Origin of the sequence: Achromobacter sp. ACM01 (genome assembly GCF_014851745.1) — a bacterium.
Taxonomy (GTDB): Bacteria; Pseudomonadota; Gammaproteobacteria; order Burkholderiales; family Burkholderiaceae_B; genus Achromobacter; species Achromobacter aegrifaciens.
In genome coordinates, this window is sequence record NZ_JACVAF010000001.1 from 848,918 (window position 1) to 874,695 (window position 25,778).

General features: G+C 65.6%; 24 protein-coding genes and 1 tRNA gene. 6 read left to right on the forward strand and 19 right to left on the reverse strand.

Translation table 11 applies throughout. The features are described 5' to 3' along the window. Nucleotides 1-205: 205 nt before the first annotated feature. Together IB268_RS03985 and IB268_RS03990 are read left to right on the forward strand one after the other, a co-directional pair. Nucleotides 206-1,189, forward strand: coding sequence for a tripartite tricarboxylate transporter substrate binding protein (locus IB268_RS03985; protein ID WP_192353849.1), 984 nt, complete (start codon nt 206-208; stop codon nt 1,187-1,189). Nucleotides 1,190-1,229: 40 nt separating this feature from the next. After that, nucleotides 1,230-2,009, forward strand: a complete 780-nt coding sequence (locus IB268_RS03990; protein ID WP_192353850.1) for an SDR family oxidoreductase — start codon at nt 1,230-1,232, stop codon at nt 2,007-2,009. A 49-nt stretch (nt 2,010-2,058) separates the two neighbouring features. Here IB268_RS03990 and IB268_RS03995 read toward each other — a convergent pair whose 3' ends face one another. Genes IB268_RS03995 through IB268_RS04045 form a run of 11 tightly spaced genes read right to left on the reverse strand, consistent with a single transcriptional unit; the run spans nt 2,059 to nt 13,456 of the window. Next, nucleotides 2,059-3,273, reverse strand: coding sequence for an ABC transporter substrate-binding protein (locus IB268_RS03995; RefSeq protein ID WP_192353851.1), 1,215 nt, complete (start codon nt 3,271-3,273; stop codon nt 2,059-2,061). Nucleotides 3,274-3,291: 18 nt separating this feature from the next. Then, nucleotides 3,292-4,302, reverse strand: coding sequence for an NADPH:quinone oxidoreductase family protein (locus IB268_RS04000; protein ID WP_192353852.1), 1,011 nt, complete (start codon nt 4,300-4,302; stop codon nt 3,292-3,294). Next, a complete protein-coding gene (locus IB268_RS04005; protein WP_192353853.1) occupies nt 4,299-5,429 on the reverse strand; it encodes a CaiB/BaiF CoA-transferase family protein in 1,131 nt (376 codons plus the stop codon). The genes IB268_RS04000 and IB268_RS04005 overlap by 4 nt, the downstream gene beginning before the upstream one ends. Next, nucleotides 5,416-6,087 carry a 3-hydroxyacyl-CoA dehydrogenase family protein gene (locus IB268_RS04010; RefSeq protein WP_192353854.1) on the reverse strand — a complete coding sequence of 224 codons (672 nt, stop codon included), beginning with the start codon at nt 6,085-6,087 and terminating at the stop codon, nt 5,416-5,418. The genes IB268_RS04005 and IB268_RS04010 overlap by 14 nt, the downstream gene beginning before the upstream one ends. Before the next feature lie 5 nt (nt 6,088-6,092). Continuing rightward, nucleotides 6,093-6,968, reverse strand: coding sequence for a 3-hydroxyacyl-CoA dehydrogenase family protein (locus IB268_RS04015; protein ID WP_192353855.1), 876 nt, complete (start codon nt 6,966-6,968; stop codon nt 6,093-6,095). A gap of 3 nt (nt 6,969-6,971) precedes the next feature. Further along, nucleotides 6,972-8,141 (reverse strand): acyl-CoA dehydrogenase family protein, encoded by a 1,170-nt coding sequence (locus IB268_RS04020; protein WP_192353856.1) that lies wholly within the window; start codon nt 8,139-8,141, stop codon nt 6,972-6,974. 28 nt (nt 8,142-8,169) lie between these two features. After that, nucleotides 8,170-8,916 (reverse strand): SDR family NAD(P)-dependent oxidoreductase, encoded by a 747-nt coding sequence (locus tag IB268_RS04025; RefSeq protein WP_192353857.1) that lies wholly within the window; start codon nt 8,914-8,916, stop codon nt 8,170-8,172. A 2-nt stretch (nt 8,917-8,918) separates the two neighbouring features. Then, nucleotides 8,919-9,689: an enoyl-CoA hydratase/isomerase family protein gene (locus IB268_RS04030; RefSeq protein WP_104654207.1), complete on the reverse strand. Its 771-nt coding sequence runs from the start codon at nt 9,687-9,689 to the stop codon at nt 8,919-8,921. Between the two features lie 7 nt (nt 9,690-9,696). Then, a complete protein-coding gene (locus IB268_RS04035) occupies nt 9,697-11,373 on the reverse strand; it encodes a class I adenylate-forming enzyme family protein (RefSeq protein WP_192353858.1) in 1,677 nt (558 codons plus the stop codon). 28 nt (nt 11,374-11,401) lie between these two features. Then, the gene (locus IB268_RS04040; protein ID WP_042797729.1) at nt 11,402-12,181 is read right to left on the reverse strand and encodes an enoyl-CoA hydratase-related protein; all 780 of its coding nucleotides are present in this window, start codon (nt 12,179-12,181) and stop codon (nt 11,402-11,404) included. A 42-nt stretch (nt 12,182-12,223) separates the two neighbouring features. Beyond that, nucleotides 12,224-13,456: a CaiB/BaiF CoA-transferase family protein gene (locus IB268_RS04045; protein ID WP_192353859.1), complete on the reverse strand. Its 1,233-nt coding sequence runs from the start codon at nt 13,454-13,456 to the stop codon at nt 12,224-12,226. A gap of 172 nt (nt 13,457-13,628) precedes the next feature. On the opposite strand from IB268_RS04045, the gene IB268_RS04050 reads away from it, so the two are divergent. Continuing rightward, nucleotides 13,629-15,287, forward strand: a complete 1,659-nt coding sequence (locus tag IB268_RS04050; RefSeq protein ID WP_192353860.1) for a sigma-54-dependent Fis family transcriptional regulator — start codon at nt 13,629-13,631, stop codon at nt 15,285-15,287. A gap of 181 nt (nt 15,288-15,468) precedes the next feature. Here IB268_RS04050 and IB268_RS04055 read toward each other — a convergent pair whose 3' ends face one another. Then, entirely contained in the window at nt 15,469-16,155 is a 687-nt protein-coding gene (locus IB268_RS04055) for a LytTR family DNA-binding domain-containing protein (protein WP_192353861.1), read from the reverse strand. 113 nt (nt 16,156-16,268) lie between these two features. Between IB268_RS04055 and IB268_RS04060 the strand changes: the two genes are divergently transcribed. Then, on the forward strand, nt 16,269-17,348 hold the full coding sequence (locus IB268_RS04060; RefSeq protein WP_054452137.1) for a sensor histidine kinase: 1,080 nt from the start codon (nt 16,269-16,271) through the stop codon (nt 17,346-17,348). A 10-nt stretch (nt 17,349-17,358) separates the two neighbouring features. Here IB268_RS04060 and IB268_RS04065 read toward each other — a convergent pair whose 3' ends face one another. The 6 genes from IB268_RS04065 to IB268_RS04090 are packed head-to-tail and all read right to left on the reverse strand — an operon-like array spanning nt 17,359 to nt 22,307. Beyond that, nucleotides 17,359-17,778 (reverse strand): Lrp/AsnC family transcriptional regulator, encoded by a 420-nt coding sequence (locus IB268_RS04065; protein WP_054452136.1) that lies wholly within the window; start codon nt 17,776-17,778, stop codon nt 17,359-17,361. Between the two features lie 14 nt (nt 17,779-17,792). Beyond that, a complete protein-coding gene (locus tag IB268_RS04070) occupies nt 17,793-18,533 on the reverse strand; it encodes an arylmalonate decarboxylase (protein WP_192353862.1) in 741 nt (246 codons plus the stop codon). Then, the gene (locus IB268_RS04075; protein ID WP_119450411.1) at nt 18,530-19,333 is read right to left on the reverse strand and encodes an ABC transporter ATP-binding protein; all 804 of its coding nucleotides are present in this window, start codon (nt 19,331-19,333) and stop codon (nt 18,530-18,532) included. Before IB268_RS04075 ends, IB268_RS04070 begins: the two co-directional genes overlap by 4 nt. Before the next feature lie 2 nt (nt 19,334-19,335). Beyond that, nucleotides 19,336-20,313 carry an ABC transporter substrate-binding protein gene (locus tag IB268_RS04080; RefSeq protein ID WP_192353863.1) on the reverse strand — a complete coding sequence of 326 codons (978 nt, stop codon included), beginning with the start codon at nt 20,311-20,313 and terminating at the stop codon, nt 19,336-19,338. 23 nt (nt 20,314-20,336) lie between these two features. After that, complete coding sequence (locus IB268_RS04085) at nt 20,337-21,107, reverse strand: ABC transporter permease (protein WP_082400822.1); 771 nt, start codon at nt 21,105-21,107, stop codon at nt 20,337-20,339. A 39-nt stretch (nt 21,108-21,146) separates the two neighbouring features. Further along, the gene (locus IB268_RS04090) at nt 21,147-22,307 is read right to left on the reverse strand and encodes a Xaa-Pro peptidase family protein (protein WP_192353864.1); all 1,161 of its coding nucleotides are present in this window, start codon (nt 22,305-22,307) and stop codon (nt 21,147-21,149) included. Between the two features lie 110 nt (nt 22,308-22,417). On the opposite strand from IB268_RS04090, the gene IB268_RS04095 reads away from it, so the two are divergent. Then, on the forward strand, nt 22,418-23,302 hold the full coding sequence (locus IB268_RS04095; protein WP_158598560.1) for a LysR family transcriptional regulator: 885 nt from the start codon (nt 22,418-22,420) through the stop codon (nt 23,300-23,302). Nucleotides 23,303-23,328: 26 nt separating this feature from the next. On the opposite strand, the gene IB268_RS04100 is transcribed toward IB268_RS04095, so the two are convergent. Then, nucleotides 23,329-23,403, reverse strand: a tRNA-Cys gene (locus IB268_RS04100). An 82-nt stretch (nt 23,404-23,485) separates the two neighbouring features. On the opposite strand from IB268_RS04100, the gene IB268_RS04105 reads away from it, so the two are divergent. Continuing rightward, complete coding sequence (locus tag IB268_RS04105) at nt 23,486-25,750, forward strand: Orn/Lys/Arg decarboxylase N-terminal domain-containing protein (protein ID WP_192353865.1); 2,265 nt, start codon at nt 23,486-23,488, stop codon at nt 25,748-25,750. Nucleotides 25,751-25,778 lie beyond the last annotated feature (28 nt).

A 25,778-nucleotide genomic window follows, 5' to 3' on the forward strand; every position in this document is an offset into this window, starting at 1 on the left:
GCGCCGCGGATGCTGGTCCTGCCGCGCCGCGAGTGTCCTCATAGTACGCATATGTGTTCACCCAGGCGGCAGGGCCGGCGGCCGGTTGGCGGCCGCGGTGCCGGGTTGCCGGACGGTGCGCGGCGAGACCGGGCCTGGCATGGAATTTGCGGTTGCCCAGGAAGGATGCAGACGTGGATTTTCAACCAGGAAGTCAGGAGCAGACATGAACTATGCAATCAATAAGATGGCCACCCGAGTGGCCGCGATCGCGTTGGCAGCGCTTACCGCAACCAGCGCTTGGGCCGCCGAATACCCGAGCAAGCCGATCAGGATGATCGTGCCGTTCGCGGCGGGCGGACCGACCGACACGCTGGCGCGCAGCCTGGCCGAGGCGATGACGGAACAGCTGGGCCAGAAAGTGATCGTGGAAAACAAGCCGGGCGTGGGCGGGAACGTAGGCACGGCCCAATTTGCGCGCATGGCCCCCGATGGCTATGCGGTGCTGCTGGTCACCAACGGCCCGCTGGTGGCCAATCAGCTGATGTTCAAGAACCTGGGGTTCGATCCGAAGAAGGACCTGGATCCTGTCTCCTTCGTGGCCTATCTGCCCAACATGGTCGCCGTGCATCCCAGCGTGCCGGTCAAGACCATCAAGGAGTTGATCGCGCTGCTGAAGGCGAACCCCGACAAGTACAGCTTCGCATCGGGCGGGGACGGCACCAGTACCCACTTTGCCGGCGAACTGATGAAGTCCATGGCGGGCGTGCAGATGACGCACATTCCCTACAAGGGCGATGGCGCCTCGATGCCGGACGTCGTCGGCGGACAGGTGCCCATCGTGTTCGGCAGCATCTTCGCCGCCAAGCGCTTCGTCGACGGCGGCATGCTCAGGGGATTGGCGGTGACGTCCCTGGATCGGGTCCCGTCCATGCCGGACATGCCGACGGTGGCTGAATCCGGCTTGCCCGGCTACGACCTGACCGCCTGGTACGGCGTGGTGGTCCCCGCGGGTACGCCCAAGCCCATCGTCGACAAGTTGAGCCAGACCATCGCCAAAGTCGTGGCGTCGCCGGACTTCCGGGCGCGGGTCGAGGGGATGAGCGGCATCCCGAAAAGCACCACTCCGGAACAGTTCGCCGCCTTCATGGAATCGGAGCGTCCCAAGTGGAAGAAGCTCATCGAGGAATCGGGAATCAAGATCAACTAGGCCGCTCGCGCCGGGAACACAAGTGAAACAGGAGAAAACAATGTTTGCTGCAGATGTGCTGAAAGGAAAGGTGGCGTTGATAACGGGAGGCGGGGGCGGCATAGGACTGGAGATCGCCACGGCCTATGCGCGCCTGGGCGCAAAGGTGGTGGTGGCGAGCCGCAACCAGGAGCGGCTGGACAGCGCCGTGGCGTCGCTGGCGGCGCAGGGCCTGGAGATCCTGGCCGTGCAAACCGACGTCAGAGTCTACGAGCAGATCCAGGGCGCCATAGAAACCGCGGTCGAGCGCCACGGTGCGCTGGACATCCTGGTGAACAACGCCGCCGGGAACTTCCATTGCCCGACCGCCGAACTTTCGCCCAATGGCTGGAAGACGGTCATAGACATCGATCTGAATGGCACGTTCTATGGTTGTCACGCCGCCTACAAGCATTTGAAGGCCGCCCGCGAGGGCGGTTGCATTATCAGTATCGCCACCATGCTCGGCCTGAGCGGCTGGCCGGGCGCCGCGCACGCCGGCGCGGCCAAGGCCGGGATCATTTCCTTGTCGCGCGCGCTGGCGGTGGAGTGGGGCGGCGACAACATCCGCGTCAACACCATTTCGCCTGGGCCCATCGGTGACACGGAAGGGGTGCGCCGCCTGTATCAGGAGACCGGCCGCGAGGAACTGGAGCGCAAGAAGACAGCCCTGGGCCGGTTCGGCAACAAGTCCGATATCGCCAATGCCGCCGTCTATCTGGCGTCGGACCTGGGCGCCTACATCACCGGCGAGAACATGGTGGTGGATGGCGGCCGCTGGCTCAAGTACGTGGCGGCTTGAACAGGCGTGCAGCGGGCGGCGCGCCGGAGTGCCGCCGCCCGCTGCCCGTTCAGCCCGCTGGCTTGACCAGCGGGCACTCGCTTTGCGACAAGGGGCGGTAGGCCTCGTCCCCTGGAATGGTGTCCAGGATCTTCAGCAGGTCCCACTCGCCCTTGGATTCCGCCGGCGTCTTTACCTGCGCCAAGTACATGTCGTAGACCATGCGGCCATCGGCGCGGATGCGGCCGTTCCTGGCGTAGAAATCATTGATCGGCATCTCCTTCATCTTGGCTGCCACGGCATCGGCGTCATCGGTGCCAGCAGCCTGCACGGCCTGCAGGTAATGCAGGGTGGCCGAGTAGGCGCCGGCCTGCACCATGGATGGCATGGATTTCTGGCGTTCGAAATAGCGCTGCGACCAGGCGCGGGTCTCCGCGTTGCGATCCCAGTAGAAACCGGTGGTGAACTGCAAGCCTTGCGCGGCCTGCAGGCCCAGACCCTTGATGTCATGCAGGAAGACCAGCAGGGTGGCCAGCTTCTGGCCGCTTTGCGTGATGCCGAACTCCGAGGCCTGGCGCACCGCGTTCTGGGTGTCCGTGCCGGCGTTGGCCAGGCCGATCACCTTGGCCTTGCTGGCCTGGGCCTGCAGCAGATAGGAAGCGAAATCGGCGCTGGACAGCGGCGCGCGCACATTGCCCAGGATCTTGCCGCCGTTCGCTTTGATGACATTGCTGGTGTCGCGCTCCAGCGAATGGCCGAAGGCATAGTCCGCGGTGATGAAGAACCAGTTGTCGCCGCCGGCGCGGGTCACGGCGCGGCCCGTGCCGTTGGCCAGGACGTAGGTGTCGTAGACATAGTGCACGCCATAGGGCGAGCACGCCGCGTTGGTCAGGTTGGACGAGGCCGAGCCGGCGAACAGCGTGATGCGCTTCTTTTCCTTGCCCAGGGTTTGCAGGGCCAGGGCCGATGCGGAGTCGGTGGACTCGATGATGGCGCTGACGCCGTCGCGGTCGTACCATTGGCGCGCGCGCGTGGCTGCGATGTCGACCTTGTTCTGGTAGTCCGCGGACAGGACTTCGATGGGGCGGTCCAGCACCTTGCCGCCGAAGTCCTCGGCCGCCATCTTAACTGCCGTGACCATGCCGGGGCCGCCATGCGCCGAATACACGCCGGTCATGTCGACGATGGCGCCCAGGCGAAATGGGGCGACTCCCTGTGCGTGGCCAGGGAATGCGTACAGCGAACCGCCTAGCAGCGCGGCCATGACTACGGTTGTCTGTTTCATGGGATATGTCCTGCCTTCTCAGGTTGGGCGATGCACGGGGGATTCCATATGAACGACGTACTTGCCGGTGGCGCGGCCTTGCTCCAGAGCCTGCAGGGCGATGGCCACCTCTTCCAGTGGCAGGCTGGCGGCCAGCCTGGGACGGATCAATCCTTGTTCGCGCATGCGTAGCAGCAGTGCCTGCGCCCGCGCGATCTTCTCGGGCTGGCGGTCGCGGTAGTCGCTCCATTGCAGTCCGATGACGCTGATGTTCTTGAGCAGCAGATAGTTCGCCTTCAACGTCGGTATCTGGCCCGCCGCGAAACCGATCACCACCAGCCTGCCGCACCAGGCCAGGGCGCGCAGCGAAGCCGCGAAGACTTCATCGCCCAGGGGATCGAGCACGATGTCCGCGCCATGGCCAGCGGTTGCCGCCCAGACCTGATCGCGCAGGCTGTCGCGCAGGTTTTCCGCCGACAGATCGATCACGTGGTCGGCGCCCATCTCGCGGGCCGCCTGCGCCTGCTGCGGCGTGTTGACGCCGGCCAGGGCGATGCCGCCCAGGGCCTTGACCAGCTGCACCGCGGCGCCGCCGACGCCGCCGGCCGCGCCGTTGACCAGCACGGTTTCGCCGGCCCTGAAGCCGCCGCGTTCCAGCAGCGCCAGATAGGCGGTCTGGAACACCAAACCCATTGCGGCGGCGTCTTCGTGGCTGACGCCGTCGGGCAGCAGGTGGCAGTGGGCGGCGCGGGCGACGGCCTGGCTGGCGTAGGCGCCGTGTTCCATGTGCGCCACCACGCGATCGCCGGGCTTGAAGCCGGTGACGCTCGGTCCGGTGCGCAGCACGGTGCCGCTGGCGTCCTTGCCCGGCACGAACGGCAAGGCCGGCAGGATCTGGTACTTGCCTGAGACCACCAGCGTGTCCGGATAATTCACGCCGGCCGCGGCGACCTGGATCAACACCTCATCAGCGCCAGGCACGGGGTCGGCGACGGTTTCGACACGGTGGTCGCTGGCGGGCGCGAAGTTTCTGACCAACAGCGCTTTCATTCTGCCGCCTCCTGCGCAGCCAGGATGCGCTCCGTGTGTTCTCCCAGGCCTGGAGCCTGGGATCGGGACGCCGGGGCGCGCAAGCCGGGATCGATGGGAACCGGCAAGGCGGGCATGGTCTGGCCCGCGCCGTCGGCGACTTCGCGCGAGAACAGGCCGCGCGCAATGAAGTGCGTGTCCTCGGCGGCCTCGCGCAGGCTGGCGACCAGGCTGACGCAGGTATCGCCGTCGCCGAAAGCCTGCATCCATGCCTCGGCGCTGCGCTGGATCAGGACGGCCGCGACGCGCTGGCGCACGCTGGGGTCGTCGTCGGCCGCATCGGCCAGCTCCGGCAGGCCGATGACCTCGACGAAGGCGCGCCAGAACTTGTCTTCCAGCGGCGCCACCGCCAGGTGGCGTCCGTCCGCCGTCTGGTACACCTGGTAGCGGCAACTGCCGCCCGTGACCTTGTCGCTCCCGGGCCGAGGCCATAGCCCCTGGCTCCAGCCGTTGCCCAGGCCCCAATACATGAGCGTGAAAAGGTTGTCCGCCATGGCTACATCCAGGTGGCGTCCCTTGCCCTCGCGGTCGCGCTGGCGCAGGGCCAGCAGGATGTTCATGAAGGCGGGGTAGGCGCCGCCGGCAAGATCCGCGGTGAGCGTGGGCGGCACCAGGGGCCGTCCTTGCGCGTCCCCCGTCAGCGACAGCATGCCGGTCAGCGCCTGGTAGTTCAGGTCGTGGCCGGCCATGCCGGCCCTGGCGCCTTCCTGCCCATAGCCGGTGATCGAGCAATACACCAGGCGCGGGTTGATGCGCGTCACGCTTTCGTAGTCCAGGCCCAGGCGTTGCATGACGCCGGGACGGAACTGTTCGATCAGCACGTCGGCCTCTTCGATGAGTTGGCGCAGGCGCGCGCGCTCGTCTTCATTCTTCAGGTCTATCGCCACCGAGGCTTTGCCGCGGTTGAGCAAGGTGAAGTTGACGCTGTCCTCGCCAAAGCGGGGCAGGTAGCCGCGCATCTCGTCGCCGCCGGCCGGGCGTTCGATCTTGATGACGCGCGCGCCGGCCTCGGCCAGCAGCAGCGTGCACAGGGGGCCGGGCAACAGGGTGCTGAAGTCCAGCACTGTGATGTCGCTAAGCGCTTGCATTGCCGTTCTCCTGGAGGTGACGCTGCCAAGCGACGCGTGCGCGCCGCGCGGGGGCGTAGGCTTCCTGGCCCAGCATTTCGTACAAGGCCTGGCTTACCCGGTAGTGGTGGTGCAGGCCGGTGCGGCCGAGCAGGGCGATGGGGCCTTCTGGATACCCCAGACCCAGGCGCAGGGTGGTGTCCATGTCATCGGCGCTGGCCAGGCCTTCGTCCAGGCGCCGCAGCGCCGCGTTGTAGTAGGGCCGCACCAGGCGGTTCAGGATGCGGCCCGGAAAGTCGTTGCAGACGGCGACCTCCAGGCCGGCGGCCGCAAAGGCAGCACGTGCGGCCTGTAGAGCATCTGGACTCGTGTAGGGTTTGTGCACCAGTTCGATGAGCCGGGTCGGCGCGTCGTCGCCCAGGCGGAACCGTGCGAACCCGACCACGTTGCGGGCGCGGCCGTCGTCGTCGTCGCCCGTATGCACGCCCAGACATTCCAGGTCCAGCTCGATGGCGACGAAGGGAGCCTGCTGGCTTTCCGCCTGTTCCTGCCGGTAGCGCTGGCCGGCCTGGGCGCCCAGGTAGACCCGTCCCTCGCCGTTGGCGTGGGCCTGCGCAAGGAAGTCGTGGGCTTGGGGGAAAGACGCGCTTTCCCCGGTGTCGATGATGCGGTAAGCCATGGTTGTCATGCTCCGAAGATCTTGTCGTTGTCGTAGCGATGGAAGCCGGCGCCGCTCTTGCGGCCCAGGCGTCCGGCGCCAATCATGCGTTTGACCAAGGGGGGGCAGGCCGCGCGCGGCTCATTGGTGCTGCCGTGCAGCGCCTCGCACAAGAGCTTCTGGGTGTCCATGCCGACCATGTCCAGCAAGGTCAGCGGTCCCAGCGGATAGCCCAGGGCCGTCTTGACCGCCAGGTCTATGTCGGCCGGTTCCGCGACTCCTTGGTCCACCATGTTGATGACGTCGTTGTGCCAGGGCACCAAGAAGTAGTTGAGGATGAATCCCGGCGTGTCGCGCGTGAGCACGGGCTGCTGGCCCAGTGCCTCGCAGAATGCCCATGCCTGTTCCAGCGTTTCGCGCGAGGTGTTCAGGCCAGGGGAGACCTCCACCAGCTTCATCAGCTGCGCGGGCAGGCAGAAATGCATGCCCACGACCTGGCTGTCGCGGCCGCTGCCGCCGGCGATCTCGGTGATCGACAGGGTGGAGGTATTGGAGGTGAACAGCGTGTGGGGCGCGCAGATCTGGTCCAGCTTGCGGAACAGTTCGTGCTTGACCTGGATGTCCTCGAACACCGCCTCGATGATGATGTCGCAGTCGGCTAGCGATTGGATGTCGTCGCTGGCATGCCAGTTGGCCAATATGGCTTCGTCCTGGCCGGCCGCCAGCTTGCCGCGCTCCACCGATTTGCGCAGAAAGGCGGCCGCCTGCCGGCGCCCCTGTTCGGCCAGCTCGGCGCGGGTGTCGTAGGCGCGCAGCTTGTAGCCGGCGCGGGCCACGACGATCGCGATGCCCGTTCCCATGGTGCCGCATCCGACGACGCCTACGGTCTTGATGGTGTTCATGGACTACTCCTTGGTCAGAAAGCTGCGGCCGATGAGTTGGCGGTGGATCTGGTTGGTGCCTTCCCAGATCTGGGTGATCTTGGCGTCGCGCATCAGGCGTTCGACGCGATAGTCCTTGCAGTAGCCGTAGCCGCCCAGCAGCTGCACGGCCTCGGTGCTCATGCGCATGGCCAGGTCGGTGGCCTTGAGCTTCAGGATCGAGGCCTCCATGCCTATGTCGTCGGCGCGGCTGTCGACCATGCCCGCGACGCGCCAGAGCCAGGCCTCGCAGGTCGCCAGTTCGGCTGCCAGGTCGGCGACCAGGAACTGGATGCCCTGGAACTCCAGCACGCGGCGCTTGAACTGGCGCCGCTCGTTGATGTAGGCGATGGCGTCCTCGAAGGCGGCGCGCGCGATGCCCAGCGCATGCGCGGCCACGCTGGGCCGCGAGCGGTTCAGCGAGGTCAGCAGGATGCGCAGGCCGTCGCCCGGCTCGCATAGCAGGTTGGCGCGAGGGATGCGGCAGTTCTCGAAAGACAGCGTGGCGGTGCTGGAGGCGCGGGTGCCCATCTTGTCCTCGGTGCCGACCACCGTCAGGCCCGGCGCGCCCTTTTCCACGATGACCGCGCTGATCGCCTGCTTGGCATCGTCGATGCCGGTCCACTTCCCGAACAGCAGGTATACGTCGGCCACATCGCCGTTGGTGATGAAGGTCTTCTGGCCGTTGATGACGATCTCGTCGCCCTGTGCCTCGAAGCGGGTGCGCATGCCCGTCGCGTCGGAACCGGCCGAGGGTTCGGTGATGACCAGCGAGGCCAACCCGCCTTCGGCGATGCGCGGCAGGAGGCGTTGCTTCTGTTCCTCGTTGCCGAACTCGATCAATGGCTTGATGGCATGGAAATTGGTGGCCCAGACGATGCCGGTGGAGGCGCAGGCCGCGGAGATTTCGCGCACGCAGGCCAGATAGCAGGAATAGGACAGAGGCGAGCCGCCATAGGCTTCGGGAATGAACATGGCGTTCAAGCCCAAGGCGTTGATATCGGCCACGTTGTCGTGGGGGAAGGCGCCGCTGCGGTCCAGTTCGGCGGCCCTGGGCGCGATGCGCTCGCGCGCGAGCTCCCGCACCGAGTCGAGCAGCATGGCTTCTTCGGGACTCCAGGGCATGGAGGCATCCAGGCGTTGCAGTACGTTCATTGATTGCTCCTAGCTGCTTGGGCGAGGCTCAGACCATCAGGCTCTGGCCACCGTCCAGATAAATGGTCTCGCCAGTCAGAAAGCGCGAGCGCAGCGAGAACAGCATGGTCACCGCGTCGGCGACTTCGGCGGCTTCGGCTGGGCTGCGGCGCGGAATGCGCTTCTGCAGGTGTTGGGCCAGCGGTCCGCTGGTCATGTACTCGCGGTTCAGGCTGGTCATGACGTAGCCTGGCGCCAGATTGACGACCTGGATGTCGTCGGCCGCCCATTCCACTGCCAGGCAGCGTGTAATGGCGCCCACAGCTGCCTTGGACGCGCAGTAGGACAGGTTCTTCTTGACGCCCAGCTTGTCGTAGAACGAACCCATGTTGACGATGACGCCGCCGCCGTTGGCCTGAAGAAGGGGATAGGCGGCCTGGCTGGCCATGAGCACGGACGTGGCGTTGCTGCGCATCAGGGATTCAAACGCCTCGGGCGCCAGCGTGGCGGCCACGCCGTCGGTGTGCTGGCCGGCGTTATTCACCAAGCCGGCGATGCGGCCCCCGACGCGTTCGGAGACTTCGGCGAATGCGCGCTGGATTTGCGCGGCGTCGCCGACGTCGCAGGCCACGGCATGCCAGCGCGCGCGCAGCGCGTCGGGCACGTCAGCCAGTTCTGGCGCCTGGCCCGAGCGTGACAGGCAGGCGACCTGAAAGCCGGCCCGCGCGAGGGAGAGGGCGATTTCGGCGCCGATGCCGCGGCTGGCGCCGGTGACGACAATGGTGGATTCAGGCATGGTCATGCGTCCTTGAAGCAGGGGGGGCGTTTTTCGAGAAAGGCCTGCATGCCTTCGGCGGCGTCGGCGCTGCGATAGGCCAGGGTGGAAAGGTCGCGCTCGATGCGCAGTCCCAGCTCCAGCGAGGTCTGCATGCCGCGCTGAACCGCCTGGCGGGCGAAGTCCAGCGCGTGCAGGCCGTGCTGGAGCATCGGCGCGAGATAGGCCGCGCCGATGGCCGCGGGCTCGCCTTCCTCCGCAATCTGGTTCACCAGGCCGATGCGCTCGGCTTCATCGGCTTTCACCGTGCGGCCGGACAGGATAAGTTCGAGCGCGCGCCCTTCGCCCACCAGCCGGGGCAGGCGCTGCGTTCCGCCGTAACCGGGGATGAGCCCCAGCTTGACCTCGGGCAGGCCCATGCGGGCCGCGGGCGTGGCGACCCGGAATGTGCAGGCCAGCGCCAGCTCCAGGCCGCCGCCGAAGGCATAGCCGTGGATCACGGCAACCGAGGGGATGCGCAGCTGGCTGATGCGTTGGAACACTTCCTGGCCCAGGCGGGCGCCTTCGTGCTCGTCGCGCAGCGTGCGTCCCACCAGCTCCGGTATGTCCGCCCCGGCGCAGAAGGCCTTGGCGCCGGCGCCTGTGATGACCAGTCCGCGCGCGGCCGAGGCCGACACGCGTTCGATGGCCTGGTCCAGGTTCCGCAGTTGTTCGAAGCTGAGCGCGTTCAGCGCCTTCTGCCGGTCCAGGGTCAGCACGGCGATGCCGCCCGGCAGGGTTGATTCCTGAATCATGCGTGTCTCACTTGGTTTTCGTGGCGGCGCCTTGCCAGCGCACGGGGATGGGCGCGATCTTTTCGTCCTTGACCCAGTCCATCAGCGCGCGCTTGAGGATCTTGCCGCTGGCGGTCATGGGAAAGCTGTCCAGCAGGATGTAGTACTCGGGCATGTCGTACTTCGACAGGCCGACCTCGTTGAGGTGATGGAGGATTTCGTCGGCCTGCGGTGCGCTGCCGGGCTGGGGGACGATGGCCAGGCACACCATCTCTCCCAGCCTTGGGTCCGAAACGGCGAAGGCGGCGGCCCGCAGCACCTGCGGGTGGCGATGGGTGAGATCCTCGATGCGCGCGGGGTGGATGTTGTGCCCGCCCCGGATGATCAGGTCCTTCTTACGCCCGACGATACGCACGTTGCCCTCGGCGTCCTGCACGCCCAGGTCACCGCTCATGAACCAGCCGGAGGCGTTGAACGAGGCTTCGGTGGCTTCCTGGTTGCTGTAGTAGCCCAGCATCAGGAGGCCGCCGCGTCCGCCGATCTCTCCGATTTCTCCCGGCTCGGCCTCGGCGTCGGGATCCTCCTGTTTCCAGATGCGGATCTCATAGCCCTTGCAGGCTTGTCCGCAGGTGCCCACGATGACGCCGGTGGGGGCGTCGGGCAGCGTGTACTGGTGCGAACCGTTCTCGGTCATACCGTAGACGTTCTGCGGCTTGATGCCGATGTGCAGGAATTTCTCCGCCAGTTCCTGGGGGATGGGCGAACCGGCCATGTAGAAGGCCTGGACCTCGCCCAGCCTGTCCAGCCCTCGGTGCTTCATTTCCGACAGCAGATCCATGGCATGCGTGGGCACGCCCATGACGTAGGTCGCCTTGCAAGCCTGCAGCCAGTCCAGCGGCGCCAGTCCTGCGGCCGGGTCGTGCAGCGCCAGCTCCATGCCGGCCACCAGCATCTGTTCCAGGGCCACGGTGCCGATGTGATGGCTCATGGGGCTGAGGCTGAGGGCGACGGTATCCTGGGTGTGGTGCCAGTCGCGCACCAGCGCCCGGCCATTGGCCAGCAGCGTGTTATCGCTGTGCATCACACCCTTGGGGGCGCCGGTGGTGCCGGAGGTGAATGCCAGGTAGGTGATCTTGTCCGGGTTGAGCACCGGCGGGGTCCGCACGGGCGGCAGGTCGGCGGCGTCGGGGAAAGCATGGGCGCCCGGGGGCAGCGGCATGTCCGGCCGCGGCAGGGCATAGAGGCGCTTGAGGCTGGGTATCTCGTCCGCCAGCGCGAAGATGTCCTTCTTGTCGGCATCGGCGCCATAGCCGACGGCGGCGAACAGGGCGCGGCAGTACATGCGCCGTGCCAGTTCGACCACTTCGGCCACGGTGTAGTTCTGGTGCAGCGATGGGCAATAGACATAGCCGCCGCGGGAGCAGGCCAGGAACAGGATGACGGTCTCGGCGCGGCTCGGCAGCCAGGCCGCCACCCTGTCGCCCTGCCGCAGTCCGGCCCGGTGCAGGCTCTCGGCCACGCTGTCGACGTGCTGGAGCAGATGGCTCCAGGTCAGGCGCCGGTATGGATCGCGCAGGGCATAAGCGTCGGGCCGTTCGCGCGCGTGATGGCGGGCCAGCGTGTACAGGGTGTCCTGCTGCCAGATGCCGGACAGGTAGTACTGGCGGGCAGCGTGCGGGGTCTGCAGCGTGAGTAGGGTGTTCATATTGGGCGTCTCGTTGCGGCAAGGCGTCTCAATGGCCGAACTTGCCGGCGTCCGGCGCGCGCTTTTCCGCGAACGACGCCGCCAGTTCGTCATGTTCCGAGGTGTCGAGGTAGCCGCGCAGCAGCAGGTCATGAGCCATGCGCGAGAGGCCGCCCACGCCGCCATGGCGCGCATTGAAGGCGCCCTTGATCGAAGCCAGCGCGAAGGCGCCGCGGTCGGCGATCTTCAGGGCATGTTCCATCGTGGCCTGGCGCAACTCCGCAGCCGGTACGACCCGGTTGATCAGGCCCATTTCCACGGCTTCCTGTGGCGAGATCTTGGGGTTGCTGTACCAGATGTCCTTGGCCCGCTTCTTGCCGACCAGGTCTTCCAGATACCAGGTGCCGTAACCGGCGTCGAAGCTGCCAACCATGGGGCCGACCTGACGGAACATGGCCTTGTCCGAGGCGATGGTGATGTCGCAAACCATCTGCAGCACATTGCCGCCGCCCACGGCGTAGCCGTTGACCGAGGCGATCACAGGCTTCTGCAGGCGGTCGATGCTTTCGTACATGTCCAGCGTCGGCAACACGCCTGCGTAGAGCTGGCTGTCCTGCATGCCGTCCTTGCGTCCGCCCAGGCAAAAGAAGCGGTCGCCAGCCCCGGTGATAATGAGCACGCGGGTGCGCGTTTCGCGCCGGACCGCGTTGATGCAGTCGCGGATCTCATGGCACATCGTTTCGGTGAACATATTGCCGTCGTCGGGACGGTTCAGCGTCAGAATGCCGACGGGGCCTTGTTCCTCGTACAGGATTTCCTGGAACTCCATGGTGCTGTCCTTGATCTGTGGGGTTATCGAGAATGGAATGGGTCAAATCACGCCGCGCTCGCGCAGCGCGTCGATGCGCGGACCGGCGTATCCCAGCCAGCCGCGCAGGACGTCGTCGGTGTCTTCGCCCAGGGCGGGCGGGGACTTGCGGTGGACGTGCTGGGAACCGTCAAAGCCTATGCCTAGCCCCACCTGGGGGATGGCGCCGTTGGAGGCGCGGGCGCGATAGATCAGGCCCTTGTCCAGCAGGTCCGGGTCTTGCGCCACCTGGTCCAGCCGGTTGATGGGGCCGGCGGGAATGCTGTGCTCGGCGAACAGCGCGAGCCAGTGCGCGCGCGGCTGTGCGCGCAACAGCTCGGCGATGCGCGTCACGATGGCCTCCCGGTGCGTCCTGCGGTGCGCATTGCTGGCAAACTCCGCACGCGCGCCAAAGGCCGGGTCTCCCACGGCCTGCCAGAAGCGCTGCCAGATCCTGTCGTTGCCCAGTCCCAGCGACAAGGGGTCATCGGCCGTACCGAAGACTTGGTAGATGGCGATGACCGAATCCTTGCCGCCCGAGCGCCTGGGAAGTTCGCCGGACCCCAGGTAGGGCAGCAGCCGTGGCGAGACGAAGCGCGTCATGCTCGACTGCATCGAGATGTCGATCTGCGTGCCGCGGCCATGCTGGCCACGCGCGATGTAGGCCGCCAGTACCGCCAGCGCCAGATCCTGGCCGGCCAGCAGGTCGGCGGCCGGCGTGCCGACTTTCTGCGGCGCGGATTCCAGTTCGCCGGTCAGGTCCATGATCCCGGCGTAGCCTTCGGCGATCAGGTCGTAGCAGGGAAAGTCGCTGCGCGGACCCGTCAGGCCGAAGCCGGTGAGCGAAGCATGGATCAGCGCCGGGTAGGCGGCTTTCAGGCTGTCATAGTCCAGGCCCAGCTTGCGCTGCACGCGGGGCACCATGTTCAGTACCAGCACATCGCTTTGCGCCAGTAAGCCATCGAGGACTTCGCGCCCTTCGGGTTGCGACACGTCCAGCGTGAGGCTGTGCTTGTTGCGGTTGACGCTGAGGTACCAGAGCGAGACGTCCTGCAGAAAGGGCGGGCCCCAGGCGCGCGTGTCGTCTCCGGCGCCGGGCTTTTCCACTTTGAGCACGGTCGCGCCCAGGTCGGCGAGCAGTTGCGTCGCGTACGGACCGGCAATCGAGGTCGTCAGATCCAGGACGCGCAACGGCGCCAGCAGTTCCAGGCCGTTTTTTTGCGAATCCGCGTAGGGCAGGTTTTCTTGCGGTGTCATCAGTCATCCAGGGTGGAAGTCACGTGGATGACATCAAGCAAGTTTCGTGCCATCTTATAAAAAAGGGAGCGCAGCAGGGCTGGCCATGCCTATGCAGACGTCCGGAAGCAGCGGGTGTCTTCGGCGCAAACACTTTCCCAAGAACACAAAATCACTTGGAGACACAGGCGTCATGGAAAACGAGATGCGCGGCGTCGTGGTGCTGGACGCCAGCGGGGAGCTGCGCTTTGCCTCGGGGATCGGTTCCGACTCCCGACTGCTGCGCGACCTGTCCAAGCGCTGGGCGGCGCGCGCATTGCGGCCCATCCCTGCCTGCTTCGCGCTGGAGCACCTGGACGAGCCGCTCAGCGTGCTGCATGTGGCCACGCCCGAGGCCGCATGCTTCCTGGTAAGCCGTCACGACGAAGCGGATCCGCTGTTCAAGTTCGTGGCCAGCGTCGACTTCGCCGGCGATATCCTGCGGCATCTCATCACCAATCCGTACGGCGCGATCAATGTGGTCGATGCTCAGGGCACCCTGCGCTACATGAGCCCGGTGCACGAGAAGTTCTTCAAGCTGTCGCGCGGCGAAGGCGTGGGCCGTCCGGCGCGCGAGGTCATCGAGAACACGCGGCTCGACACCGTGCTGCGCAGCGGCAAGGCCGAGATCGGCCAGACCCAGGAGATGCACGGCACCACGCGCGTCGTGAGCCGCACGCCTATCTTCGATCGCCAGCGCCGCGTGGTCGGCGCCATCGGCCAGGTCATGTTCAAGAGCCCGGACGCGCTGCAAAAGATGAGCGCCGAGATTTCCCGGCTGCGCAAGGAGGTGAACTTCTACAGGCGTGAACTATCCAGCATGGATCGGCCGAATCGCGGTCTGGATGCGATCATCGGCAACAGCGAACCGGTGGCGCGGCTGAAGGAACAGATCGTCAAGATCGCGCCCTTGGATGTGCCCGTGCTGCTGTTGGGCGAGAGCGGCGTGGGCAAGGACGTGGTGGCGCATGCCATCCATATGCTGGGCCCGCGTGCCGGCGATCCGATGGTGGTCATCAACGCGGCGGCGCTGCCTGTTTCCCTGGTTGAAAGCGAACTCTTCGGCTACGAGAGCGGCGCGTTCACGGGGGCGGACCGCAAGGGAAGGCCTGGAAAGTTCGAACAGGCCGATGGCGGTTCGCTGTTCCTGGACGAGATCGGCGACATGCCGCTGGAAGTGCAGGTGAAGCTGTTGCGGACCTTGCAGGACGGCACATTCCAGCGTGTTGGAGGCGAATCACTGCACCGCTCGAACTTCCGCCTCATCTCGGCCAGCAACCGCGACTTCCATCAGATGCTGGATAGCGGCGCCTTCCGCCTGGACCTGTTCTACCGCATCAGCGCCGTTACCTTGCGCCTGCCCTCCCTGCGCGAGCGCCTGGAGGATATTCCAGTACTGGCCGGCACGTTCCTGAAGCAGTTCGCGGATCGCCACGGCCTGCCGGTCAAGGAGATCGAGCCAGCCGCCTTGCGCTTTCTGCAGTCCCTGCCTTGGCCGGGAAATGTGCGTCAGTTGCAGCACGCCATCGAACGCGCCGCTATTTTCTGCGACGGCGATGCGATCCGGGTGGCGGATTTCGAGATGGCCGGCGAGGCGCGCGGCGCCTATCACCTGGATACCGTGCGCGTGGCCACGGCGGCGCCGCGCGACGGCTCCATGAAAGAGGTCAAGGACCGCATGGAGGCAGATCTCATTGTGGATTACCTGCAGCGCTATCACGGCAACAAGAAGAAGGCCGCGGAAGCGCTGGGCATATCGCGGTCCTATCTGTACAAGCGGCTGGCGGAGATCAACGGATCGTCTGGTCAATGACAGGCCGCGTGCGTGCAACAGTTGCGGCTTACGCAAGTGGCGCGATTTGGTCGAGAAAATTCCACGTTTCGTCGAAAAAGGAGTGATCTCTCGCCCACCGGTGGGGAGAATTGATCCATTTCGACCCGAGCCGTTAGCGCTTTGCTGGCGGGATTGCGGGATTGGCTGTCGCCGCCATTCTTCAGCGCTGCGCCACCGCGCGCCGCAGGCGCTGCGACGCGACCCGTCCCAGCACCACGGGCGCAACACCGTTGTTGAACGCGACCTCGGTCTGCGCGCCGGGCAGCTGCGACAGGTGGGAGACATGTTCCAGATTCATGATGACCGACCGCGACAAGGCGCAGAAGGGCGGACTGGGCAGTTGGGCCGCCAGGCGCTTGAAGGTGATGTGCATCAGCTCGTTGGCGTGCGCGGCGCTGCAAAGCATCACGTAGTCGCCTTGCGCCTGCGCCATGGTCAGTTCATGGATCTTGATGATCTTGGTGCCGTTGCGCGTTCGCAGCGTCAGGTGGCCGCCAGCGCGCGGACGCAGCCGCGCCAGCGCCTGTTCAAGCCGGCCCGGACGCACGGGCTTGAGCAGGTAGTCGACGGCCTGGACGTCGAAGGCGCGGGCGGCGTAGTCGCTGTGCGCGGTGACGAAGACGACGGCGGGTGGGGCTTCCAGCTGGTCCAGCAGGTCGAAACCGGTGGCGGTAGTGAGTTCGATGTCCAGGAACAGGGCATCCGGACGATGCTCGCGGATCAGCGTTCGCGCCAATTCCAGGCAGTCGGCTTCGCCCGCGACATGGACGTCGGGCGAGGCTTCGAGCAGCCGGCGCAGGTAGCGCCGCGCCGGGGCTTCATCGTCGATGACAAGCACACGCAGCATTTTCCTCCCTGGCGCCATGGTGTGGCGGGTATAGTCGTCCGGTCTGGCACGCGGGTAAATATAAGGCCTATGCAGTTTCCAGAGAACCCTTTGCCCGTCCGGGGGGCGCATCCATGAAGTTCGCATCGATCGGCCAGGGTTTGAGTCCAGGGGAGTCCTCGCTTGGCTTCTGGCGGGCGCAGACGCTGGGATGGCTCTTTCTCGCGATCGTGGGCTTCTTCATCCGGTTGGCGGTGTTCGGCAATGCCACCGCAGCCTTCTGGCTTACCGTGGCGCTGGAACCCCTGGCATTCGTCCTGACCAGCGGGGCGGCCGTGCTGCATGGCCGCCGTGCGGGCAAAGGCGATCCGCCCTTGCTGGTGCTGGTCTGCGCGGTGTTGTTCTGCCTGACCGCCTCGGCCTTGCTGGCGTCGATCGCCTATGGCATCCACAGCCTGTTTCTGCCTGGCGCAATCCGCGTGCTGCCGGGCAACCAGTACCGGCTGGGCTTTCTCTACTACATGGGCATGCTCTCGATCTGGACACTGATCTATTTCGGCGTCTCGGCCGAGCTGAACGCACGCAGCGAGCGCCTGTCCAAGATGAAGGCGGAGACGCGCTCCTTGAGACTGGAGCTTGAGCATCTGCAGCTGCAGATCGAGCCGCACTTCCTGTTCAACTCGCTGAACACCATCGTGGCCGAGATCGCCGATCGGCCTGCCATCGCAGAGGAAATGACGCGCAGCCTGGCCGAGTACCTGCGCTATTCGCTGGACCGGCGCGGACGAGGCTTGTCCAGGCTGGAGGAGGAGATCGAGGCCGCCGAAGCCTATGTGCGCATCCAGGCGCTGCGCTTTGACAAGCGGCTTGAATTGCGCAGCCAGATCGATCCGGCCACGCTACGGATCAGTGTTCCGCGCATGACGCTGCAGGGACTGGTGGAAAACGCGATCAAGCACGGCATGCGTTCGGAACACGCGCATTTCCCGATCAGCATACGCACGCGTTTGCAGGGCGATGAACTGCTCATCGAAGTGGACAATCCCGGCCGGCTGCACGCGCCCTTCGATCTGGCCAGCGGCGGGGGCGGACTAGGGAATCTGTGCAGGCGGTTGACGCTGAGGTATCCGGACAGGCATCAGTTCGTGCTGGAGCAGCGCGGGGAAAGAACCGTCGCGCAGATAAGGCTGCGGGGCGAGCCGCTGCCGGCCTAGCGCGCCGGTTTCAGCGGTACGTCGCGAGCAGGATGCTGGTTTCGGTGGCCGCGATGCCCTTGATCAGGCGCACGCGTTCCAGCACCTTGGACAGATCTGCAGTGGAATCTGCGCGTATTTCGGCCAGCAAGTCCCAACGGCCGTTGGTGTCGTGCAGCTGCTCGACGCTCGGCTCGCCCAGCAGGCTGGCCAGCACGGCGCGCGTCTGGTTGCCGTCGACGGTGATGCCCATCCAGGCGCGCAGGCCGTCCTGGTCGGAGTCAGGGCGCAGCTTGAGCGTATACCCGGCGATGAGCCCGTCCTCCTCCAGCTTGCGCAGGCGGTTGGAGACCGTGCCGCGCGACACGCCGGCCTTGCTGGCCAAAACGGAAAGCGGCGTGCGCGCGTCGCGCCGCAGAATGCCGATCAGTCGGGTATCGATTTCATCCATGATGGGTCCGGATTTCAATATTCCCGGAACAGCCGGCCATAGCCGTCCATCCGGTCGTGGACCCCCGCCAGCCGCAGGCAATGCCACATGCTGGCCTGATTGCTGCCGATCACGGGCTTGCCCAGCCTGTCCTCCAGACGTTCGAGGATGGCGGTGGAGCGCAGCGCGCCGCAGCTGATGAAGACGGCGTCGGCATCGGGCCGGTCCACGGCACAGGCGAATTCGTACAGATAGTCGGCCGAGACCCGGTTCATGGTTTCGTCGTCGGGCAGGGCCAGGCCCTGCAGCGAGACGACTTCGTGGCCGATGCTTTCGAAGTAAGCGCGCTCCAGTTCGTTGACGGCATCGTCATAGGCGGTGGCAACCGCCAGGCGGCGCGCGCCGACCGCGTCCAGCGCCTGCGTGACGCCGTCCAGCAGCGTGGCCACGGCCGCGCCGGGGCGGGCCTGCGCGAGCAGCGCTCGTACCTTGTCGTTGCCGATCACGAAGCTGCCCGCGGTGCAGTTGTAGCAGACCACGTCGATATCGCGACGCCCTGGCGCCAGGCCGTCCAGGGCCTGAAGCAGTCCGCCCTCCATACCGGCCAGGCTTTGCACGGTGCAGGCCGTTGCCATGGGCACGCGGGCAAAGCTCAGGCCCACGCCGTCGGGAGCCATGGCGTGCATTTCGCCCTCGGTCAGGCCGGCATTGGCCACGCACAGGAAAGCCAGGCGGGCCCGGGGGTAGGGGCCGGCGTCGTAGCGGACGGGATTCATTCCGTCATCCCCGCGGCGTCGAAGCACTCGCGTATGACCGTGGCCGCCTTGACGAAGTTGGGGTGCCCGACCATGGCGTAGTTGCGCGGACGCGGCAGATCGATGTCGACGGTCAGCGCCACGCGGCCCGGCCGCTTGCTCATCACCACCACGCGGTCGGACAGGAACACCGCTTCGGAGATGCTGTGGGTAATGAACATGACGGTCTTCTTGCTTTCCAGCCATACCCGTTGCAGCTCCAGGTTCATGGCTTCGCGCGTCATCGCGTCCAGGGCGCCGAAGGGTTCGTCCATCAGCAGGATGTCGGGGTCGTGGATCAGCGCGCGGCACAGCGCCACGCGTTGCTGCATGCCGCCGGACAATTGGTGCGGCAGGCATTTTTCAAAACCTTCCAGTCCGCTCAGCTTGATCAGTTCTCGCAGCCGGGCCTCATGACGCGCCGCGGGCAGTTTGCGCATCTCCAGCTGCAGCGAGATGTTCCCGACGACGTCGCGCCATGGCAGGAGCGCCGCACGCTGGAACACGATCCCCACGTTGGCGCCCGGCTCGGTCACGCGCTCGCCAAGCACGCGGATCTCGCCGGCGGTGGGCGGCGTCAGGCCGGCGACCGCCCGCATCAAGGTGCTCTTGCCGCAGCCGGACGGGCCGAGCACGGAGAGGAACTGGCCTTCGGGTATGGCAAGGTCGATGCCGTCGACCGCGACATAGGAACCGAAGCGCTGGACCATGCCGCGGATGTCGATCGCGGTATCGGGCGCGCCCGCTGCGGGAGCGAGCGTCAAGGCTGCGTGTTGTGCCATATCTAGTCCCTGTTGTAGTCGTTGGTGTAGAGCGTGCTGGTCGGGACCGGGCTGGCGATCTGATTCGATTGCACGAACTGGTCGACCATGGCCTGCCAGTCCTTCTCCGCAGAGACGCCGAACGGCAATCCCTTGGTGTTGGGCGTGCCGGCGGCCTGCAGCGAAAGCTGCAGCTGGCGCACCAGTTGCTCGCGATTGCGCGCCTGTTCCGGACGTTGGCGCACCAGGGCGTCGACCGAGGCGGCCGGGTCGGCCAGGGCCGCCTCGTAGGCCTTGCGCGTGGCGCGCAGGAAGCGCCGAGCTGTTTCGGGATTGGCCTCCAGCCATTTGGCATTGGCCGCCAGCCCGCCTTCCAGCGCGTTGACGCCGAAGTCGGCATAGAAAAAGTAATGCACCTTTGCGCCCTGCGCTTCCAGCGGCGGGATATGGAAGTAGGTGACGCCCGTGATGGCGTCCGCGCGGCGTTGCAGGAACAGGGCGGTCTTGGTGCCCACGGCGGGCGCGATGACATTGATCTTCTTCTGGTCCACGCCGTTCAGGGCGGCCAGCACTGGGAACATCTGAGCCGTCGACTCGGATGCGCTCATGCCCAGCACCTTGCCTTCCAGGTCCTTGGGCGCGCGCACCGGAGCGTCCGCGTGGCTGATGATGACCATGGGAGAGCGTTGGTGCACGGCGAAGACGGCCTTCAGCGGCATGCCTGCGGCGACGCCCTTGAGCATGGTGCCGTAGTCCATGAAGCCGATGGGATCGATGCCCTGCGCCACCAGTTTCGCGGTGTTGCTGGAGCCGCTGCCTTCGCCGATGCTCAGGTCTATGCCTTCGGCCTTGTAGAGGCCTTTGTCTATGCCGTAGTACAGCGGCGCGTGCGTGCCGTAGATGCTGTAGTCCAGGCGCAGGCTCAGCTTCTCCTGCGCGCCGGCCGCGCCTGCGGCCAGCAGGCAAGCCAGGGTCCAGCCAAGTCGAGTCGTGAATTTCATGATGGAGTCTCCGGAGGGCGGGGTCAGACAGAGGGCAGGGCGTCGCTGCGCACGCTGATGTGCCAGGGAATCAGGAATCGTTCGGAAAACTCGACCAGGTAGTAGAAGACCAGGCCGATGAGCATGAGCGCGACCAGCACCGCGAACAGCAACGTCGTGTCTAGGTTGGCGTTGGCGGACAGCAGCACGTAGCCCAGACCGCTTTCGGCGCCCACCCATTCCCCCACCACCGCGCCGACCGTGGCGAAAGCAATGGCGACCTTCAGGCCGGAGAAGATCTGCGGCAACGCATACGGCAGCCGGATGCGCAGAAAGGTCCGCAGGGCGCCCGCCCGCATCGAGCGGGCCAGGTCGTTGAGGTCCGCGTCCACGGAACGCATGCCCGCCACCGTGCTGACCACGATGGGGAAGAAGGCCACCGAGAATGCGATCAGGATCTTGGGAAACAGGCCCAGGCCGAACCAGATGATGATGAGCGGCGCGACCGCTACCTTGGGAAACGCCTGCGACACCACCAGCAGCGGCATGATGGCGCGCTCCAGCGGACGCGACCACACCAGCAGGATGCCCAGCGGTATGCCGACGGCGATGCTCAGCAGGAAGCCGCCCAGCGTCTCGACGGACGTGACCCAGGAGTGATGTCCCAGGAACGCCGAGTCGGTCCACAGCCGTTCGAGCACGCTTAGCGGCGGCGGCAACAGGTAGGCTGGCAGGCCGAACAGCGGTATCGCGAAATGCCACAGAAGCAGCACTCCCATGACCGCGATGGTTGGATACATCCAGTTCTTCAACACGGCAATTCCCCTTGTATGCTGTTGGAGCCGGTCTTGTTGTCAGACGTCGATTTCGATCAGCTCGCGCGGATAGCGGGTGAGCACTTCGCAGCCGTCCTCGGAGACGGCCACGCTTTCGCTGGCCATGAAGCCGCCTTCGGGCATGAAGAGGGAAGGCACCAGGTGAAAGGTCATGCCGGGCTCAAGCACCGTGGGGTCGTCCGGACGCAGCGCGAGGAAGCGGCCCTCGGCCCAGTTGGGCGGAAAGCCGATGCCTATGCCGTAGGCCGTGCGGTGATCGAAGTAATGCCCCAGCCCGGCCCGTTCGAAGACCGCGCGGCAGGCCTGGTCCACCTGGGCGGAGGTGACGCCGGGGCGGATGGCGTCGATGGCGGCGTCCAGCGCGGCGATGACGGTGCCGGCCAGGAAGCGCTGCCGCTCGGTGGCGCGCCCGACCACGCAATTGCGGGAGATCATGGCGTGATAGCGGTTGATGTTGGCCGCGGCCTCCAGGAACACCAGGTCGCCCCGCTTGAGCTCCCGGCGCTGCCAGGTGGTGAAGCAGACGCCGCTGGCGCGCCCCACGGCCACCAGCGGCACGCGGGTGTATTCGCTGCCGGCCTTGGTGGCGCCGTGCAGCATGGCGGCGGCGAGATCGTTTTCGGTGGCGCCGACTGCGATCGCGCGCACTGCGGCGTCGATGCCGGCGACCGCCGCGTGCGCGGCCTGGCGCATGAAGCCCAGCTGCGCCGGGGTCTTGATCTTGCGCGCCTCTTCCATCGGGCCTTGCCAGTCGGCCAGCCGTGGGCCCATGCGGGCTTGCAGCTGCTTGTAGGCGGCCACGCTGAGGTAGCCAGAAGCCGTTTCCAGGCCAATGCGGCCGCTGGGCAGGATGTCCTTCAGATAGCTGGCCAGCACCTCGACCGGGTCGCTGATGTCATCGATGGCGACAAAGCGTGCGATGTTGCGGTTGCCGGTCGCGACGGCGTGGTTGACCTGGCGCGAGACCATGGCGATGCCGCCGTCGGGCGAGACCACCAGGCACTGGAAGGTGAAGTAGCCAATGGAACGGTAGCCGGTCAGCCAGTAGATATTCTCGGGGTCGAACAGGATGGCGGCTGACAGGCCCTGAGCCTGGATGTCCTGTGCCAGCAGCGAGAGGTTCGCGGCATAGGTTTCCGGGCCGAACGGCAATTCCATGGTTGCGTAGTTTTCCGACACGATGGGTCCTGGATGAAAGTCGAGCGTTCATCCTAGGAACAATCTGCATAACTGCCTAATACCAATAATTGCCATCTCTATAGCTAAATAGTTATAGTCGGCGCATGAACGTGCGAGAGATAGAAATCTTCAGGGCGGTGATGCGCGAAGGCTCGGTATCCCGGGCGGCGCAGGTGCTGCTGATTTCACAGCCTGCCGCCAGCAAGTACATCGCCCAGTTGGAGCGCCGCGTGGGCGTGGCTCTGTTCGTGCGCAAGGGCGGGCGTCTGTTGCCCACGCCCGAAGGCAGGGCGCTTTATGGCCAGGTCGACCGGCTGTTCTCCGGCCTTTCGCAACTGGATAGCTTCATCAAGGACCTGGGCAGCGAAAAGCAAGGCCACCTGACCGTCGCGTCCTTGCCCTTGCTGTCCTTGACCGTCATGCCGGACGTGCTGGCCAGTTTCATGGCGGACCGGCCCAACATCTCCGTGGCTTTGCAGACGCGCAGTTCGGCGCGCATCGTCGAATGGGTGGCGGCGCGCCAGGTGGATATGGGGGTGTGCTTCTACGGGGGGCAGCACCCGGGCGTGGTGGCCGAGCCACTGGTGAGCCTGCAGCTATATTGCGCCATTCCTCCCGGCGACCCGCTGGAAAAGTTCGACACCATCCGTGTGGAACAACTGGCCGGCCGCGACCTCATCATCTACGACAACCTGGACCACACCCGCTTCTGGCTGGAAGCGCTGCTGGAGCAGCAGAAGGTCTACGCGCGGCGTCGCGTGCAGGTGTTCTGGACCTCGGTGGCGATGGAACTGGTGATGCGCGGCGTGGGCATCGCGCTGGTAGACCGGCTGACCGCCGCGCGTATCCCGGGCGGGCTGGATCAGCTGCGGCCGCTGGAGCCGGGCGCCTCGTTCGATCTCAGCCTGGTATGGCCAGAGCATTGGCCGTCGTCGGTCATCGCGCTTTCATTCGCTGACGCGTTGCGCGAGCATCTGCGCGACCACGCAACCTAGCGCACCGCGCCCGCGGCCAGGAAAACTGGAGGCGCGGGCTGGAATCGAACCAACCTTCGCGGATTTGCAATCCTGCTGCATAGCCACTCTGCCACCGCGCCGTTTATTTTGTCCTAGGACAGATATAATTATGTTCGAGTACAAACTAAAACGCAAGCGGCAACCCATAGACAGAGGACAGCAATGCAGTTCCAGTTTCCCATCGTCATCATCGACGAGGACTTCCGCTCGGAAAACACGTCCGGCCTGAGCATCCGGGTATTGGCCGAGGCCATCAAGGCCGAAGGCTTCGATGTGCTGGGAACGACCAGCTACGGCGATCTCAGCCTGTTCGCGCAGCAGCAAAGCCGCGCCAGCGCCTTTATCCTGTCCATCGACGACGAGGAACTCGCGCACGGCGAGGGCGTCGCGCCCGCGCTGCTGGCATTGCGGGAATTCATCAGTGAAGTTCGGCGGCGCAATGCCGACGTGCCGATCTATGTGTACGGCGAAACCAAGACCGCGCGGCACATTCCGAACGACATCCTGCGCGAACTCCAGGGTGTTATCCATATGTACGAGGACACGCCCGAATTCGTGGCGCGACACTTGATCCGCGAGGCCCGGGCCTATCTGGACGGCGTCAAGCCGCCGTTCCTGAAGGCGTTGCTGGACTACGCCGAGGACGGATCCTATTCCTGGCACTGCCCGGGCCATTCGGGCGGCGTGGCGTTCCTGAAGAGTCCCGTGGGTCAGATGTTCCATCAGTTCTTCGGCGAGAACATGTTGCGCGCGGACGTCTGCAACGCTGTGGAGGAACTGGGGCAGCTGCTGGATCACAACGGCGCCATCGGCGCGAGCGAGCGCAACGCCGCGCGCATTTTCAATGCGGACCACTGCTATTTCGTGACGAACGGGACCAGTACCAGCAACAAGATCGTGTGGCACCACATGGTGGCGCCGGGCGATGTGGTGCTGGTGGACCGCAACTGCCACAAGTCCATCCTGCACAGCATCGTCATGACGGGAGCGATACCCGTCTTTCTACGCCCGACACGCAACCATTTCGGCATCATCGGCCCGATTCCGCGCAGCGAGTTCGATATCCAGGCCATCCGGGAGAAGATCCGCGCCCATCCGCTGCTCAAGCACCTGGACGCTGACGAGGTCCGCCCGCGGGTGATGGCGCTGACGCAGTCGACCTACGACGGCATCATCTACCAGACCGAGGAGATCAAGACGGCCCTGGACGGCTACGTGGACGCCTTGCACTTTGACGAGGCCTGGATGCCGCACGCGGTGTTCCACCCGTTCTATGGCGCCTACCACTGCATGGGCAAGCAGCGCGCGCGGCCCAGGGAATCGCTGGTTTTCTCCACGCAATCGACGCACAAGCTGCTGGCCGGAATCAGCCAGGCCAGCCACGTGCTGGCGCAAGACTCCATGACGCGGCGGCTGGATCGGCATCTCTTCAACGAAGCCTATCTGATGCACACCAGTACCAGTCCCCAGTACGCCATCATCGCCAGCTGCGACGTGGCCGCGGCCATGATGGAGCCGCCCGGCGGCACGGTGCTGGTGGAGGAGAGCATCGCCGAGGCCCTGGACTTCCGGCGCGCGATGAAGGAGGTCGGCACGCATTTCGCCGATGGCGACTGGTGGTTCAAGGTCTGGGGACCGGAGACGCTGGCGCCGGAGGGCATAGGCTCGCCCGAGGACTGGATCATCCGGGGCGGCGACGGCGAGTCGTCCTGGCACGGATTCGGGGCGCTGGCGGACGGTTTCAACATGCTGGATCCGATCAAGTCCACCATCGTGACGCCAGGGCTGGATCTGGACGGCAACTTCGCGGACAGCGGAATTCCGGCCTCCATCGTCACCAAGTTCCTGGCGGAGCATGGCGTGATCGTGGAGAAGACCGGGCTGTACAGCTTCTTCATCATGTTCACGATAGGGATCACCAAGGGCCGCTGGAGTTCGCTCTTGACCGCGTTGCAGCAGTTCAAGGACGACTACGAACGCAACCAGCCCATGTGGCGGATCCTGCCGGAGTTCTGCCGCAAGCATCCTCGCTACGAGAACATGGGCTTGCGCGACCTGTGCCAGCATGTCCATGCGACCTATGCCAGGCATGACATCGCCCGGCTGACCACGGACATGTACCTGACTGACGTCACCCCCGCGATGAAGCCCTGCGATGCCTATGCCTGCATCGCCCAACGCCGCACCGAGAGGGTGGAGATCGACCATCTGGAAGGCCGCGTCACCACCAGCCTGATCACGCCCTATCCCCCGGGCATACCGTTGCTGGTCCCGGGCGAGGCGTTCAACCGGACCATCGTCGATTACCTGAAGTTCTCGCGCGAGCTGAACCGCGAGTGTCCCGGGTTCGGCACGGACATCCATGGCTTCGTGGAGCTGCGCGACGCGGACGGAAACCTGCGCTACTACGTGGATTGCGTGCGGTAAGCCCGCTTTATGCGGACTGGGAATCCAT

Excerpts from the sequence above, each read along its gene's own strand:
- IB268_RS03985 (WP_192353849.1), top strand. The coding sequence starts at position 206 with ATGAACTATGCAATCAATAAGATGGCCACCCGAGTGGCCGCGATCGCG.
- IB268_RS03995 (WP_192353851.1), bottom strand. The coding sequence starts at position 3,273 with ATGAAACAGACAACCGTAGTCATGGCCGCGCTGCTAGGCGGTTCGCTG.
- IB268_RS04000 (WP_192353852.1), bottom strand. The coding sequence starts at position 4,302 with ATGAAAGCGCTGTTGGTCAGAAACTTCGCGCCCGCCAGCGACCACCGT.
- IB268_RS04005 (WP_192353853.1), bottom strand. The coding sequence starts at position 5,429 with ATGCAAGCGCTTAGCGACATCACAGTGCTGGACTTCAGCACCCTGTTG.
- IB268_RS04030 (WP_104654207.1), bottom strand. The coding sequence starts at position 9,689 with ATGATTCAGGAATCAACCCTGCCGGGCGGCATCGCCGTGCTGACCCTG.
- IB268_RS03990 (WP_192353850.1), top strand. The coding sequence starts at position 1,230 with ATGTTTGCTGCAGATGTGCTGAAAGGAAAGGTGGCGTTGATAACGGGA.
- IB268_RS04040 (WP_042797729.1), bottom strand. The coding sequence starts at position 12,181 with ATGGAGTTCCAGGAAATCCTGTACGAGGAACAAGGCCCCGTCGGCATT.
- IB268_RS04105 (WP_192353865.1), top strand. The coding sequence starts at position 23,486 with ATGCAGTTCCAGTTTCCCATCGTCATCATCGACGAGGACTTCCGCTCG.
- IB268_RS04075 (WP_119450411.1), bottom strand. The coding sequence starts at position 19,333 with ATGGCACAACACGCAGCCTTGACGCTCGCTCCCGCAGCGGGCGCGCCC.
- IB268_RS04015 (WP_192353855.1), bottom strand. The coding sequence starts at position 6,968 with ATGAACACCATCAAGACCGTAGGCGTCGTCGGATGCGGCACCATGGGA.
- IB268_RS04060 (WP_054452137.1), top strand. The coding sequence starts at position 16,269 with ATGAAGTTCGCATCGATCGGCCAGGGTTTGAGTCCAGGGGAGTCCTCG.
- IB268_RS04035 (WP_192353858.1), bottom strand. The coding sequence starts at position 11,373 with ATGAACACCCTACTCACGCTGCAGACCCCGCACGCTGCCCGCCAGTAC.
- IB268_RS04020 (WP_192353856.1), bottom strand. The coding sequence starts at position 8,141 with ATGAACGTACTGCAACGCCTGGATGCCTCCATGCCCTGGAGTCCCGAA.
- IB268_RS04065 (WP_054452136.1), bottom strand. The coding sequence starts at position 17,778 with ATGGATGAAATCGATACCCGACTGATCGGCATTCTGCGGCGCGACGCG.
- IB268_RS04050 (WP_192353860.1), top strand. The coding sequence starts at position 13,629 with ATGGAAAACGAGATGCGCGGCGTCGTGGTGCTGGACGCCAGCGGGGAG.
- IB268_RS04055 (WP_192353861.1), bottom strand. The coding sequence starts at position 16,155 with ATGCTGCGTGTGCTTGTCATCGACGATGAAGCCCCGGCGCGGCGCTAC.
- IB268_RS04010 (WP_192353854.1), bottom strand. The coding sequence starts at position 6,087 with ATGGCTTACCGCATCATCGACACCGGGGAAAGCGCGTCTTTCCCCCAA.
- IB268_RS04080 (WP_192353863.1), bottom strand. The coding sequence starts at position 20,313 with ATGAAATTCACGACTCGACTTGGCTGGACCCTGGCTTGCCTGCTGGCC.
- IB268_RS04045 (WP_192353859.1), bottom strand. The coding sequence starts at position 13,456 with ATGACACCGCAAGAAAACCTGCCCTACGCGGATTCGCAAAAAAACGGC.
- IB268_RS04070 (WP_192353862.1), bottom strand. The coding sequence starts at position 18,533 with ATGAATCCCGTCCGCTACGACGCCGGCCCCTACCCCCGGGCCCGCCTG.
- IB268_RS04025 (WP_192353857.1), bottom strand. The coding sequence starts at position 8,916 with ATGCCTGAATCCACCATTGTCGTCACCGGCGCCAGCCGCGGCATCGGC.